The following is a 12,716-nucleotide window of genomic DNA, read 5'->3' on the forward strand; positions in this document are numbered from 1 at the left end:
GCGCGCCGCACAGGGGTCACAGCGCGCACAGCCCGAATGGTTTTCGGACCCTCCAAGGGTAGGCCCTTCACGCCTCGCGGGGGGCGTGATCACGCGGGTGTTGCGGGCGGTTCCGGTGTCAAAGAAGTAGGTTCGTCATGTTTCTCGCACACAGAGCAAAACCAGGGCAACGTTCGGCCTGGAAGTCCCCAACTTGGTGTTACGGGGTTTCGCCGGGCACGGACAACCTTTGGCGTCTGTGACAGAAATCACGGGACTCCGTCTCACGTTCTGACCCCTCGCAGCCCTAGGCTGCTGGGTTTCTCACCGGACGGCGGCGCCCGCCGGACGCCGCCCGCGGCGCAGGACGAGGTCAGACCGTGTGCGTCGTGCTGACACCCGGTGCCGGGTGCGCCCGCGCGGGGAGGGTGACCCGCATCGTCGCGCCTCGCTCGGAGTCCACGACCTGCACGTGGCCGCCGTGCAGCTCGACCGCCCAACGGACGATCGCGAGGCCGATCCCGGTGCCGCCGCTCGACCCGACGGTGCCGGAGCCGACGGTCCCGCCGACGCCGCCCATCGTGTCGGCGAGGGACTCGTCGGTCGCGGGGGCACGGCCCTTGTCGCCCCGGTTCCGGCCGCCCCGGCGGCTGACGCTCCGCCCGCCGTCGCCGCGGCCGCCGTCGCCGCGCGGTGCGCCGGTCGACCCGGTGCCGCGCACGAAGCGCTGGAAGATCCGCTCGCGGTCGGCGGCGGCGATGCCGGGCCCCTCGTCGCTGACCTCCAGCACGATGTCGGACCCCTCCGTGCCGTCCACGGGGTACGCGTCCAGGCGGACGACGCCGCCCTGCGGCGAGTGGCGGATGGCGTTCTGCAGCAGGTTGATGACCACCTGGTGCAGGCGCTCGGCGTCGCCCTCGATGGTCAGGTCCTCCGGGGTGACGTCGACGACGTAGTGCAGGTCCTTGGCGGCGTCGACCATCTGGAGGTCCTCGGCGCAGTGCTCGAGGAAGTCGCCGACCGCGATCTCGCCGATGTTCAGGGCCGAGGCGCCGGCCTCGATGCGGGAGAGGTCCAGCAGGTAGGTGACCAGGCGCGTCAGCCGCTCGGTCTGCGCGTGCGCCTGCTCGAGCGCGGCCGGGGTGGGCTCCACCACGCCGTCGACCATGTTCTCCAGCTGCGCCTGGAGCGCCGCGACGGGCGTACGCAGCTCGTGCGACACGTTCGCGATGAGGTCGCGCCGCGTCTGCTCCACGGAGGCCAGGTCCTCGGCCATCCGGTTGAAGGCGTGCGCGAGCTGCCCCACCTCGTCGCTGCTCGTGGCGCGCACCCGGCGGGTGTAGTCGCCGTCGGCCATGGCCTGGACGGCCTCCGTGATCTCGCGCAGCGGCGACGTCATGCCGCGCGCCAGGATCTGGGTGACGAGCAGCGACAGGATGATCGCGAGCGGGAAGGTGCGGCTCGGCCCCAGCGACGCCTGCAGGCCGAGCCAGGTGATCAGCACCGCCGCCGTGACGGTGGCGGCCACCAGCACGCCGAGCTTGATCTTCAGCGAGCGCAGGGGGTCGAGCGGCCGCACGTCGGGGACGCGGGGCACGTGCGGTCTCATCGGGGCACCCGCGCTACTGGTTGGCCGGCGGCTCGAACGCGTAGCCGACGCCGTGCACCGTGCGGATCAGGTCCGGGCCGAGCTTGCGGCGCAGGGCCTTGATGTGGGAGTCGACGGTGCGCGTGCCGCTGGCGTCGGCCCAGTCCCAGACCTCGGCGAGCAGGCGCTCGCGCGTCAGCACCGTCTTGGGGGAGCCGGCGAGCATCACGAGCAGCTCGAACTCCGTCGGCGTCAGGTGCACCTCCTCGCCGCCGCGGTAGACGCGGCGCTGCGCGCGGTCCACCGTGACGTCGCCCATCATCATGGGCGGGTCAGCGGGCGTGGTCGCCGCGGCCTGTGCCGCGCGGTCGACCCGCCGCAGCAGGGCCTTGATGCGGGCCACCAGCTCACGCATGGAGAAGGGCTTGGTCATGTAGTCGTCCGCGCCCACGCCCAGGCCGACCAGCATGTCGGTCTCGTCGTCACGCGCGGTGAGCATGAGGATCGGGACCGGGTTCTCGGCCTGGATGCGGCGCGTGACCTCGAGCCCGTCGATGCCCGGGAGCATCACGTCGAGCACGACGAGGTCGGGGCGCAGCCTGGAGGCGGCGTCGACGCCGGACAGGCCGTCGCGCGCCACCTCGACACGCCAGCCCTCGGCGGACAACCGCTGGGCGATCGCGGTGGCGATCGTGGGCTCGTCCTCCACCACGAGCACGGTCGCGGACTGCTGACCGGTCGAGGCGGCGGCCGACGCCGTGCCGGGCTGCTGCGGGGCCCCAGACGGCTGGGGAGTACCAGATGACATAGGTCAATCATGCCCGTACCTGCCTGATAAGACACTGAAGCCAGCCTGAGAGTCGGACTCCTGGGCGCTGTCTGCACTGTTCCCGCTACGATCTATCGCACGATGATCGAGCGATATCCCCACCGAGAAACCTGGATGAATCAGGACCCCCGCGGTGCCCTCCGGAGCGTGAGATGACCGGCGAATGGATCATGGTCGCCGTCGGCGTTCTTCTCACGGCAGGCACCGCAGTATTCGTGGCGGGGGAGTTCTCCCTCGTCACCATCGACCCCGCCGTGATCGGCGACTCCGACGACTCGGAGGGAGACAGACCCGGCGGTTCCCGGTCTGCCTCCTCCTCTGAACCCGGCCCCGGCGCGCGGTCCGCGTCCGGCGCCCAGCCGGTCTTCGGCAACGGCCTGCGGGACCGCAGCGTCCGCACCGCGCTGCGCCACCTCTCCACGGAGCTGAGCTCGGCGCAGGTCGGCATCACGCTGACCACCATCCTGCTCGGCTACACCGCCCAGCCGGCGCTGAACTCCCTGATCTCCGCCGCGTTCGGCAACACGTCCGTGCCGACGGCGGTCTCCGCCGGCCTGGCCGGCGTCCTGGCCCTCATCCTGGTGAACGCCTTCTCCATGGTGTGCGGCGAGCTGATCCCCAAGAACTTCGCGCTGTCGGCCCCGCTGGCCACCGCGCGTCTGGTGGTGCCCGTCCAGCGGGTGTTCACCATCACGTTCAAGCCGCTGATCGCCGTGCTCAACGGCTCGGCCAACGCGCTGCTGCGCCGCCTGGGCGTCGAGCCCCGCGAGGAGCTGTCGGGCGCGCGCTCGGCGTCCGAGCTGGCCTCGCTGGTGCGCCGCTCCGCCGAGGAGGGCACGCTCCAGGAGTCGGTGGCTACGCTGCTGACCAACTCGATCGAGCTGGACACGCTCAGCGCGCGCGACGTGATGACCGACCGCCTGCGCATGTCCGTCGTCGACCGGGACGCCACGGCGGAGGACGTCGTCGCGCTCGCCCGGAGGACCGGGCACTCGCGGTTCCCCGTGATCGGGGAGGACCGCGACGACATCGTCGGCCTGGTCCACCTGCGCCGCGCCGTCGGCGTGCCGCACGACCGCCGGGGCGAGGTGCCCGCGGCCGCGCTCATGGTCGACGCGCCCCGCGTCCCCGAGACCGTGCGCCTGGGCCCGCTGCTCGTCGAGCTGCGCGGGTTCGGCCTGCAGATGGCCGTCGTGGTGGACGAGTACGGCGGTACGTCCGGCGTCGTCACGCTGGAGGACGTCGTCGAGGAGCTGGTAGGCGACGTCGCCGACGAGCACGACCCCCGGCGGGCCGGCGCGTCGCGCGCCGCCGACGGCTCGTGGATCGTGCCCGGCGTGCTCCGCCCGGACGAGCTCGCCGAGTACACGACGATCGAGGTCCCGGAGGGCGCCGCCTACGAGACGCTCGGCGGCCTCGTGATGGCCGAGCTGGGCCGCATGCCCGCCGTCGGCGACGAGGTCACGGTGGGCCAGGCGGGCCTGCACGGCCCGCACGCGCGGGTCAGCCTGCGCGTCGAGGCCATGGACGGACGGCGCGTCGAGCGCCTGCGGGTACGCCCGCTGCCCGACGACCCCGAGCCCGGGGCTGACGGCGCCGGCGTCGGCCGGAACGGTTCCGAGAAGGGCGCGACCCGATGAGCACCACCACCGCACTCGTCATCGGCCTCGTGCTGCTCGCGGGGAACGCGTTCTTCGTGGGCGCCGAGTTCGCCGTCATCTCGGCGCGCCGCAGCGCCATCGAGCCGCTCGCCGCGGCCGGGGACCGGCGCGCGACCACCGTGCTGTGGGCGATGGAGCACGTGTCGCTCATGCTCGCGTGCGCGCAGCTCGGCGTGACCGTCTGCTCCACGGGCCTGGGCATCGTGGCGGAGCCCGCCATCGCCCACCTGCTGGAGGGGCCGCTGCACAGCCTGGGCGTGAGCGAGGAGCTCACGCACCCGATTGCGCTGGTCATCGCGCTGTCGCTCGTCGTGTACCTGCACGTCGTGCTCGGCGAGATGGTGCCGAAGAACCTGGCCGTCTCCGGCCCGGACAAGGCCGTGATGTGGTTCGGGCCGCCGCTGGTGCTCCTCGGCCGGGCGCTGCGGCCCATCATCGTCGGCCTGAACTGGATCGCGAACCACGCGGTGCGGCTCGCCGGCGTCGAGCCCAAGGACGAGGTCGCCTCGGCGTTCACCGCCGAGGAGGTCCAGTCCATCGTGGAGCACTCCCAGGCCGAGGGCGTGCTGCGCGACGAGCAGGGCCTCCTGACGGGCGCCATCGAGTTCTCCAACCGCACCGCGCGCGACGTCATGGTGCCGGTCGGTGGCCTGGTCGCCGTCGACGAGACCAGCACGCCCGACGACGTCGAGCGGCTCGTCTCCAAGCACGGCTTCAGCCGGTTCCCCGTGGTGACGCGGCGCGAGGAGGGCGACGAGCTCGTCGGCTACCTGCACCTCAAGGACGTGCTGTACGCGACCGGCGCGGCGCGGTTCGAGCCGGTCGCCGTGTGGCGCGTGCGCGCCCTGGCGGCCGTCGCGCCCGACGACGAGGTGGAGGACGCGCTGCGCGTCATGCAGCGCTCGGGCTCGCACCTGGCGCGGGTCGAGGGGCCGGACGGAGCGGTGCTCGGCGTGGTCTTCCTGGAGGACATCCTCGAGGAGCTCGTCGGCGAGGTCCGCGACGCCATGCAGCGCCGCTGACCAGCGCCTGTTGGTCGGCCGGCGCCGGCCGACCGACAGGCCAGGGTTGGCAGCCGGGCCGACCCGGGTCTAATGTCACGTGCACATAACGGAACGCGAGGGGGCCGCGGACACATGAAGACGGAGGGCCAGTGGAGTCCACGGCTGTGACGAGCACGCAGCCCGCCCTCATGACGCGCCGCGCGCGCCGTGAGGCGGAGCAGCACACCCAGGCGATGCGCAAGGTGACGTCGTTCGACCGGCTGGTCACCGGAGCGGTCCCCAAGGCATCCCGTCCCACGTCGTCGGTCCCCGCGGGGCAGCGGATGATCTCCCGGGCCGCCGTGGTCGGCACCCTCGCCGCCGCGACCATCGCGGCGCCGTTCGTGCAGGCCGCCGAGCAACCTGGCGAGTCGCCGTTCGACGTCAAGGCGCCGCCGACCGGGCCGTCGGTGCTGGACCTCGTGACGCAGCCCGTCGAGCGCCCGGAGACCTCGGCCGCCGTGGTCCGTGCCGAGGCCCTCACCCGGCCCGCGTCGGCCGCCAGCCGTTCGCTCGACCGCAGCCCCCTGCCCAACTGCGACGTCAACGCCCCGGTCGACGGGACCAACGGCGGGCTCGCGGACCACTCGCTGTGCGAGCTGTGGCAGGACGGGGAGTACCTCCGGCCCGACGCCGCGATGTCGCTCAGCGCGCTCAACGAGGCGTTCCGCGCGTCGTTCGGGCGCGAGCTGTGCCTGGTGGCCAGCTACCGCGACCTGAACACGCAGTACGAGATGAAGGCGTCGCGCGGCTTCTACGCCGCCTCCCCGGGCACGTCGATGCACGGCTGGGGCCTGGCGATCGACCTGTGCTCCAAGGAGACGGGCGACAGCGACGTCTACTCCTGGCTCTGGGCCAACGCGCCGTCCTACGGCTGGCAGAACCCGGCATGGGCGCAGCTCGGCGGCAGCAAGTACGAGCCGTGGCACTGGGAGTTCGTGACCGGCGTCGTCGAGAAGGGCGAGTGGCGCGGCTAGAGCCGCAGGTGGGTGTTCGGCCCGAAGTCCTGGCGGAAGGTGGGCCCCTGGCTCGCCAGCTCCGCGGCGAACGACGGCGCCCACGCGCTGTACGGCTCCGTGGCCAGGTACTCGTTCGAGAACCGGCGGTCGTCGGTGATCTCCGTGACGCAGAAGTCCGGGATCTGCAGGCCCGTGACCGGGCCGGAGCGCTCGCACTCGGCCACCACCAGCGGGTGGTTGGCCCCGCCGAACACGTCGATGGACCAGCCGTCGGCCCCGAGCCACGCGGCGTAGCGCACCTTGACGACCGGCGCACCGCCCCGGCGGACCAGCTCGACGCCGACGCTCGGGTCCAGCTCGCGCTCCGCCTCGTAGCGGGTGCCCCCGACCGCCGGGCCCTTCACGGTGACAGCGGCGAAGTCGATGTCCGCGACGTGAGCGCGCAGCAGCTCGGCCGGATCGGTGTCGGCGGTGAGGTCGGCGTCGACGTCGCCCGCCTGGACCCGGACGCGCAGCGCGTAGCCGTCGTCGGCCAGGAAGTAGGACTGGACGATGAGGGCCGGGGCGTCCCTGAGCTCGGCCGGTAGGTCACGCACGAAGAAGCGGCGCTCGAACTCGAAGTCGGCGTAGCCGCGGTCGGGCTCGGCGGCGGGCGGCTCGTCGAAGAGGTCGTCGCTCATGAGGATCCCTCAACCCTGCTCGGCAGGTGTTTCTCGGCGGATGATCCTAGAAGTCTACGCAACCGGCCGGGCGTGAGGCGCCCGGTCTGCGACGAACCCCGTGAGGGCAGCCGACAGCTCCTCCGGGCGGGTGTCGATGCTCCCGGGCTTGAGGACCACGGGTGTGCCGACGAGGGCCGCGTTCAGCGACGCGGCGATGCGGCGGACGAACGTCCGCTGCCGCACGACGACGGCCCGCGGGTCGGCGACGTCGACGGCGAGCACGCGCCGGAAGGCCAGCCGGGCCTCGCGCACGCCCGTGACCTCGGACCAGAGCACCTGCTCGACGCCGAGGTTGGGCAGCCAGTCGGTGAGGCCGTCGTCGTCGAGCGTGAGCACGGGCCAGGTGGGCAGCAGCAGGCGGCGCAGCACGATGAGGCCCAGCCCGGTGAAGACCAGGACACCCATGGCGCTCACCGACACGACGGCCAGGGCGGCCGGCGAGCCGCTGGTCTGGGCGGCGTCGAAGCCGAGCCGGGCGGCGACGGCGCAGAGCACCACCAGCGCGAGGGTGCCGAGGGCGAGCGTGATGACGTGCGCGCGGGACGGGTAGAAGTCGACGGACTCGTCGGGCATACCGGGACACTATCCGCACGTAGGGGCGAATCGGTAGCCCGGGAGTCAGCCCAGCAGGAGCCGGGCGCCCGCCAGGGCCGTCGCGATCAGCACGGCCGTGCTGAACACCGGGCCCGAGATACGGTGCGCCACGACCCGGCCGAGCAGCAGGCCCGCGACCATCCCGGGCAGCAGGGCGAGGGAGACCAGCAGCGAGTCGGCCGAGACGAGGCCCAGGCTCGCGCTGAACGGCAGCTTGGCCACGTTCACGGTGAGGAAGAACAGCGCGACCGTGCCGAGCAGCCCGGCGCGCGAGACGCCCGTCCGGAGCAGGTAGAGACTCATGGGCGGGCCGCCGGCGTTCGCGATCATGGTCGAGACGCCGGCGGTGGCGCCGAGGGTGGCGCGGGCGAGGCGGTCGCGGAGGCTCGCCCGTGTCGCGCCGGGCGTGGCCTCGGCGTCGGACCCGACGTCGGGTTCGGCGTCCGCCGGGCGCGGTGGACGGCGTCGGGCACGGTGGGCCGCGAGCTGCCGGACCAGCTCGCCGAGCCCGGCGAGCAGGAGCAGCGCGCCGACGATCCGGGCGCTGACCTCGGGCGGGGCCCACCTCAGCGCCGCGAACCCGACCAGCAGCCCGACCGTCACGCTGGGCAGCAGGCCGCGCAGGATGCGCCAGCGGACGTCCCGGCCGTAGGTGCTGACGGCGACCAGGTCGCCCACGATGAGCAGCGGCAGTGCGACGCCGGCCGCCTGGACCGGCGGGAGCACCGAGGCGATGATCGCCGCGCCGAGCGCGCCCAGCGGGGGCAGGCCGGTCTTGGACAGGCCCATGAGCAGGGCGGCGATCGTGCCGCCGACGACGACGGTGAGCGTGAGGTCCAGTGCGTCCATGACGTGCGGGACTCTACGGCGGAACGACGACGGCCCGCCGTGGCCGCTCGTCGAGCGGGACCACGGCGGGCCGGGGGCGGACCGGGTCAGTGCGCCCCGGGGCGGGACGTGCTCGACTCGTCGCGGTCCTGGTCGGACTTCTCGCCGTCCGACGCCTCGACGGCCGGCGTGCCCGACGCGTCGCCCGTGGCGGCGTGCCCGGTGGCCTCGCCGTCGTCGTTGCGAGTCGCGTGGAGGCTGGTGAAGGTGACGATCACGAGCACGCCGATGATCACGCCGAGCGAAGCGACGGTCGGGATCTCCGGCACGCCGGCCCAGATGCCGTGGGCCCAGTGCAGCACGAGCTTGACGCCGATGAAGGCGAGGATCGTCGCGAGGCCGTAGCCGAGGTGCACGAGCTTGCTCAGGGCGGTCTGCAGCACGAAGTACAGGGCGCGCAGGCCGAGCAGGGCGAACGCGTTGGTCGCGAACACGAGGTACGGGTCGCTGGTGATGCCGTAGACCGCCGGCACGGAGTCCACCGCGAAGACGACGTCGGCGGCGAAGATCGCGACGACCACGACCGCCAGGGGGGTGAGCATCCGCTTGCCGCCCTCGCGGACCGACAGCGCGGGGCCGCGGTAGTCGTCCGTGACGGGCATGAAGCGGCGGATCAGCTTCACCGACCGCAGCTCGGAGACCTCGATCGTGTGGTCGTCACCCTTGATCTGGTCGCGGAGGATCTTGACGGCCGTGGCCAGCAGGATCGCGCCGAAGAGCAGGAAGGCCCAGCTCAGGTTGGCCAGGACGGCCGCGCCGACGGCGATGAAGACGCCGCGCAGCACCAGGGCGCCGACGATGCCGAGCAGGAGGACGCGCTGCTGCAGGGCCGCGGGTACCGCGAAGGCGCTGAGCAGCAGCATGAACACGAAGAGGTTGTCCACGGACAACGACTTCTCGACGAGGTACCCGGTCAGGTACTGCACGCCGATCGACGAGCCGAAGGTGGCCCAGATCCAGCCGCCGAACGCGAGCGGGAGGGCGATGTAGAAGGCGCTCCAGCCCAGGGCCTCGCGCATCGAGACCTCGTGCGGGCGCCGGGTGATGAGGAAGTCGACGACGATCAGGACGATCACGGCGAGGATCGTCAGGGCCCACATCATGGGTGTGGCCACGGTCGTCAGCGCGGAGGCAGGGGCAGCAGAACTCGTCAGCTGGGCGAGCAAGGAGTCTCCAAAGATAGGTCGGCTCCGAGGTCTCCTTCGCCTTGCTGGGCAAGGCCGCCGCCCGAGGCACTGGTAGCAGCGCCGTAATGACCGGGACGGTGTTGGGAAGTACTCCCCCCGCGGCAGGGAGTCTACGGCATGGGTCCCGGGTCTGCCTACGGTCCGTTTTCGGTGCGTGACGTGCGACCGGTTGGGCCTGGGTAGGTCCTCAGTGGCTGTCGCCCTGGACGAGTCGGCGCACGCTCTCGACGACGACCTCGCGCCTGCGGGCGCGAGCCGGCTGGCGGACCATCGCGAGCTCCGGCGTGTGCAGGTGCCAGCTCATCATGAGCGCTCGAACCTCGGTGAGCAGCTCCAGGGGTGTGTAGGCGCTCGTCAACAGCCCCGCGTCCTGGGCCTCCTTGATCGCGTTCAGCTTCGCGGCGTTGGACGCCTTGATCGCCTCGAGCTGCCCGTGAGGGCGTTCCAGCTGGTACCAGGTGGTGAGCCGCAGCGTGGTCGGGTTCGCCTCGTAGAGGTCGAACCCGCGGCCCGCGTAGGCGGGCAGGTCGGTCGCGTCGAAGTCGACCTTGTCCACGAACGCGAGCACCCGCTGCGCGAAGACGGTGTCGAACAGCTCGTCCTTGCTGCCGAAGTGCTTGTAGATGAGCGCCTTGTTCGCGGGGGCGTTCTCGGCGATGCGGTCGACCCGTGCGCCTGCGATGCCGTACGCGGCGAACTCGGCCTCCGCGGCGTCGAGGATGCGGGCGCGGGTCGCGTCGGAGTCTCTGACCATGCCGCCCATCCTAGTTAATAACTAGTTAGTTGCAAGCGTCGCCACTCCGTGCTTCACTGGAGGTAACAAACTCGTTAGTTACTTCCAGATCGGAGAGCAGCTCTCATGTCCGCTTCATCCAGCCCGGCCCGTCCGGGCGCAGACCGCAGGGGCGTCGTCCTGGCCGTCATCCTCGGCTGCCAGCTCATGATGACGCTCGACGCCTCGATCGTGACGACGGCGCTGCCGCACATCCAGCAGGAGCTCGGGTTCACCGACTCGGGGCTCTCGTGGATCCAGAACAGCTACGTCCTCGTGTTCGGCGGCCTGCTGCTCCTCGGCGCTCGCGCCGGCGACCTGCTGGGCCGTCGGCGTGTGTTCGTCGCCGGCGTCGTCGTCTTCACCCTCGCGTCGCTGCTCGCCGGTGTCGCGCAGACGGCGGAGCTGCTGATCGTGGCCCGCGCGGTGCAGGGCCTGGCCTCGGCCTTCGCGATCCCGGCCACGCTCGCGCTCCTGGTCTCCAGCTTCCCGGCACCCGAGGAACGCGCCCGCGCCATCGCGGTCTACAGCGCCGTGATCGGCGCCGGAGCGAGCGTCGGCATCATCGTCGGCGGGGTCTTCACCCAGTTCTGGTCCTGGCGCTGGGGCCTGCTCATCAACGTGCCGATCGGAGCGCTCGTCGTCGCCCTGGCGCCCCGGGTGCTGCCCGCGGGCGAGCGCCAGCCCGTCCGGATCGACGTCCCCGGTGCACTCACCATCACCCTCGGCATGTCCGCACTGGTCTACGGCCTGGTCGAGGCGGCCGAGGCCGGCTGGTCCAGCCTGTTCACGATCGTCCCGCTCGCCGCGGCCGTGGTGCTCGTCGCCGCCTTCGTTCTGATCGAGCGCCGGGCGGCCCAGCCGATCGTCCCGCTGCGGCTGTTCGCCAGCGTGCAGCGGTCCGGTGCGTATGTCGGCCGCGTCCTCATCGTCGGCGCGATGTTCTCGATGTTCTACTTCCTGTCCCAGTACCTGCAGAACGTGCTGGGCCTCAGCCCGCTGGAGACCGGCTTCGCGTACATCCCGATCACCGCGATGTTCTTCGCGATGGTCTACGTGGTCCGCTTTCTCGGCGCGCGGATGAACAAGTCCACCCTGCTGGTCGCCTCCCTCGTGCTCGCGACCATCGGCATGGCCTGGCTGAGCCGGCTCGACGCGACCACTCCTTACTTCCCGCAGATCGTGCTGCCGCTGCTCGTGCTCGGCGTGGGTCAGGGCATCGCGATCATCCTGTTCACCGAGCTCGGCATGGCCGACGTCGGAGCGTCCGACGCCGGTGCGGCCTCGGGCCTCGTCAACACGGCCCACCAGATCGGCGGCTCGATCGGGCTCGCGATCCTGACGGTCGTCTTCGCCTCGGTCGTCGGCCACGGGACGGATCCCGGCCCGGTGGTCCAGGCCGAGGGCTACGCCGCGGTGTTCCAGGTCTCCACGCTCTTCTACGTGGCTGCTGTCGTCGTCGCCGTCGCGATCCTGGTCGCGAACCGCCGCTCCCGGAGGCGGGCGGCTGTGCTGACCACTGCTTCGTCGGCCGTCCGAGTCACCACCGGCTCGTCCGACCACCTGTCTTGAACCCACCGAAAGGAACCATCATGTCCACCTGGATCATCACCGGCGCAGCAACCGGACTCGGCCGCCTGCTCGCCGAACACATCCTCGCTGAGGGGCACGACGTCGCGGCCGCCGCGCTCGACGTCGACCCCCTGCGCGACCTGGCCGAGCGGTACCCGGAGAGCCTGCTCCCGGTCACCGCCGACATCACCGACGCCGATGCACGTGCGCGGCTGGTCGAGGCGACCCGGCAGCGTTTCGGACGGATCGACGTGCTCGTCAACAACGCGGGCGTCGACTTCATCGGAGCGGTCGAGGAGCAGGACGAGTCCGACTACCGCGCGGTGTTCGAGGTCAACTTCTTCGGGGCGGTGGGCATGATGCGTGCGGTCCTGCCGACGCTCCGCGAGCAGCGAGGCGGCACCATCGTCAACATCTCGTCGATGGACGGGATCGCGAGCCTCCCGGTGAACGGCTACTACTCGGCGAGCAAGTTCGCGCTGGAGGGCATCACCGACGCTCTGGCGGGCGAGGTGGCCCATCTCGGCATCACCACGCTGCTAGTCGAGCCTGGTTCGATCCGCACCGGGATCATCGGTCGCACCAGGGTTTCGGGCGCTCGGATCGCGGACTACGAGCCCGCCGTCCGCCCGTTCCTGGACGCGGTGGCCCTGCCGGACGCGGCCACGCTGCTCTTCCCAGGGGACGCGACGGCGTCCGCCGCGGCCGTCTACGCAGAGGTCACCGCGGCTCGCCCGAGGCGTCGGCTGATCCTCGGCAGCGACGCGCTGGCGAACATCACGGGTGCGGTCGACCGGCTGCAGGAGGACGTCGCGGCCAATGCGGGGACAGCCGGGAGCGTCGACTATCCGGTCTGAGCGTTCGGACCCGGGCGAGCGGGGCTCGCGCTCGCGGGTCCTGGCGGGACGACGAAGGCCCCTGT

12 protein-coding genes are annotated in these 12,716 nt (G+C 71.8%); 5 read left to right on the top strand and 7 right to left on the bottom strand.

From position 1 onward, the window contains the following. Positions 1-352: 352 nt before the first annotated feature. Together H291_RS0118515 and H291_RS0118520 are read right to left on the bottom strand one after the other, a co-directional pair. Positions 353-1,588 (bottom strand): sensor histidine kinase, encoded by a 1,236-nt coding sequence (locus H291_RS0118515; protein ID WP_033327013.1) that lies wholly within the window; start codon positions 1,586-1,588, stop codon positions 353-355. Positions 1,589-1,601: 13 nt separating this feature from the next. After that, positions 1,602-2,375, bottom strand: coding sequence for a response regulator transcription factor (locus H291_RS0118520; protein ID WP_084468210.1), 774 nt, complete (start codon positions 2,373-2,375; stop codon positions 1,602-1,604). Between the two features lie 173 nt (positions 2,376-2,548). Here H291_RS0118520 and H291_RS0118525 point away from each other — a divergent pair, with 173 nt between their 5' ends. The 3 genes from H291_RS0118525 (at position 2,549) to H291_RS0118535 (ending at position 6,077) form a co-directional block, all read left to right on the top strand. Then, entirely contained in the window at positions 2,549-4,036 is a 1,488-nt protein-coding gene (locus tag H291_RS0118525) for a hemolysin family protein (RefSeq protein ID WP_020016508.1), read from the top strand. Next, positions 4,033-5,079 carry a hemolysin family protein gene (locus tag H291_RS0118530; RefSeq protein ID WP_020016509.1) on the top strand — a complete coding sequence of 349 codons (1,047 nt, stop codon included), beginning with the start codon at positions 4,033-4,035 and terminating at the stop codon, positions 5,077-5,079. The genes H291_RS0118525 and H291_RS0118530 overlap by 4 nt, the downstream gene beginning before the upstream one ends. Positions 5,080-5,225: 146 nt before the next feature. Beyond that, a complete protein-coding gene (locus H291_RS0118535; protein ID WP_020016510.1) occupies positions 5,226-6,077 on the top strand; it encodes a M15 family metallopeptidase in 852 nt (283 codons plus the stop codon). Here H291_RS0118535 and H291_RS0118540 read toward each other — a convergent pair. The 5 genes from H291_RS0118540 to H291_RS0118560 all read right to left on the bottom strand — a co-directional run bounded on the left by H291_RS0118540 (position 6,074) and on the right by H291_RS0118560 (position 10,204). Then, entirely contained in the window at positions 6,074-6,739 is a 666-nt protein-coding gene (locus H291_RS0118540; RefSeq protein WP_020016511.1) for a CYTH domain-containing protein, read from the bottom strand. The genes H291_RS0118535 and H291_RS0118540 overlap by 4 nt on opposite strands. 54 nt (positions 6,740-6,793) lie before the next feature. Beyond that, positions 6,794-7,354, bottom strand: coding sequence for an STM3941 family protein (locus H291_RS0118545; RefSeq protein ID WP_020016512.1), 561 nt, complete (start codon positions 7,352-7,354; stop codon positions 6,794-6,796). 45 nt (positions 7,355-7,399) lie between these two features. Continuing rightward, a complete protein-coding gene (locus tag H291_RS0118550) occupies positions 7,400-8,224 on the bottom strand; it encodes a sulfite exporter TauE/SafE family protein (RefSeq protein WP_020016513.1) in 825 nt (274 codons plus the stop codon). An 86-nt stretch (positions 8,225-8,310) separates the two neighbouring features. Continuing rightward, positions 8,311-9,378: a TerC/Alx family metal homeostasis membrane protein gene (locus tag H291_RS0118555; RefSeq protein ID WP_332256993.1), complete on the bottom strand. Its 1,068-nt coding sequence runs from the start codon at positions 9,376-9,378 to the stop codon at positions 8,311-8,313. Between the two features lie 259 nt (positions 9,379-9,637). After that, the gene (locus H291_RS0118560; protein ID WP_020016515.1) at positions 9,638-10,204 is read right to left on the bottom strand and encodes a TetR family transcriptional regulator; all 567 of its coding nucleotides are present in this window, start codon (positions 10,202-10,204) and stop codon (positions 9,638-9,640) included. A 105-nt stretch (positions 10,205-10,309) separates the two neighbouring features. On the opposite strand from H291_RS0118560, the gene H291_RS30750 reads away from it, so the two are divergent. Continuing rightward, positions 10,310-11,794 carry an MFS transporter gene (locus H291_RS30750; RefSeq protein ID WP_157237141.1) on the top strand — a complete coding sequence of 495 codons (1,485 nt, stop codon included), beginning with the start codon at positions 10,310-10,312 and terminating at the stop codon, positions 11,792-11,794. Between the two features lie 20 nt (positions 11,795-11,814). Further along, positions 11,815-12,651: an SDR family NAD(P)-dependent oxidoreductase gene (locus H291_RS0118570; protein ID WP_020016517.1), complete on the top strand. Its 837-nt coding sequence runs from the start codon at positions 11,815-11,817 to the stop codon at positions 12,649-12,651. The last annotated feature ends 65 nt before the right edge of the window (positions 12,652-12,716 follow it).

The sequence above is a fragment of the Promicromonospora sukumoe 327MFSha3.1 genome (assembly GCF_000385135.1).
Taxonomy (GTDB): Bacteria; Actinomycetota; Actinomycetes; order Actinomycetales; family Cellulomonadaceae; genus Promicromonospora; species Promicromonospora sukumoe_B.

Bases quoted from the DNA above. Each gene is read 5' to 3' on its own strand.
- H291_RS0118515 (WP_033327013.1), bottom strand. From the start codon at position 1,588: ATGAGACCGCACGTGCCCCGCGTCCCCGACGTGCGGCCGCTCGACCCC.
- H291_RS0118520 (WP_084468210.1), bottom strand. From the start codon at position 2,375: ATGTCATCTGGTACTCCCCAGCCGTCTGGGGCCCCGCAGCAGCCCGGC.
- H291_RS0118525 (WP_020016508.1), top strand. From the start codon at position 2,549: ATGACCGGCGAATGGATCATGGTCGCCGTCGGCGTTCTTCTCACGGCA.
- H291_RS0118530 (WP_020016509.1), top strand. From the start codon at position 4,033: ATGAGCACCACCACCGCACTCGTCATCGGCCTCGTGCTGCTCGCGGGG.
- H291_RS0118540 (WP_020016511.1), bottom strand. From the start codon at position 6,739: ATGAGCGACGACCTCTTCGACGAGCCGCCCGCCGCCGAGCCCGACCGC.
- H291_RS0118545 (WP_020016512.1), bottom strand. From the start codon at position 7,354: ATGCCCGACGAGTCCGTCGACTTCTACCCGTCCCGCGCGCACGTCATC.
- H291_RS0118550 (WP_020016513.1), bottom strand. From the start codon at position 8,224: ATGGACGCACTGGACCTCACGCTCACCGTCGTCGTCGGCGGCACGATC.
- H291_RS0118560 (WP_020016515.1), bottom strand. From the start codon at position 10,204: ATGGTCAGAGACTCCGACGCGACCCGCGCCCGCATCCTCGACGCCGCG.
- H291_RS30750 (WP_157237141.1), top strand. From the start codon at position 10,310: ATGTCCGCTTCATCCAGCCCGGCCCGTCCGGGCGCAGACCGCAGGGGC.
- H291_RS0118570 (WP_020016517.1), top strand. From the start codon at position 11,815: ATGTCCACCTGGATCATCACCGGCGCAGCAACCGGACTCGGCCGCCTG.